General features: G+C 70.0%; 1 protein-coding gene. It reads right to left on the minus strand.

Annotated elements, in window-relative coordinates; translation table 11 throughout:
* Positions 1-460 (minus strand): hypothetical protein (locus tag KGA66_RS29420; RefSeq protein WP_211472920.1); only part of this gene is annotated, 460 nt, incomplete at both ends.

Genomic DNA, 460 nt, shown 5'->3' on the forward strand with positions numbered 1-460 from the left:
CGGTGGCGGGCTGCGGAGCGGAGTGGGTGAGGATCTCGGCGTCGGCCGGGACGCGGCGTGCGTGCCAGAACCCGAATCCGACCAGCAGCAGCATCAGGAAGGCCAGGCTGAAGGACGCGACGGAGGCCCACAGGGCGATGCTGGCGAACACGGAGAAGGCGTAGGCCTCCAGCAGCAGGCCGCGCAGCGTGGTGCCCTGGAAGATGGTCTGCACCTCGGCCTTGAGCGCGGTGTTGGTCGGGTCGGCCTGAGCGGCCGCGCTGGCCTTGGCGAACACGCCGTTGTACGGCATCTCGGACAGGTGCACCGCGATGAAGTGGTCGGCGTAGGCCTTGGCCTGCGGACCGGTGGTCAGCTGCTGCCCGGCGTACTGGTCGAGGTACGGGCCGATCTCCTTGCTGGCCAGCGCGGGGCTGCCCTTGGCCGGGAAGGTGATCTGCTGCTGGGCGAGCTGGCTGTG

It is taken from the genome of Actinocrinis puniceicyclus, from assembly GCF_018283645.1.
Taxonomy (GTDB): Bacteria; Actinomycetota; Actinomycetes; order Streptomycetales; family Catenulisporaceae; genus Actinocrinis; species Actinocrinis puniceicyclus.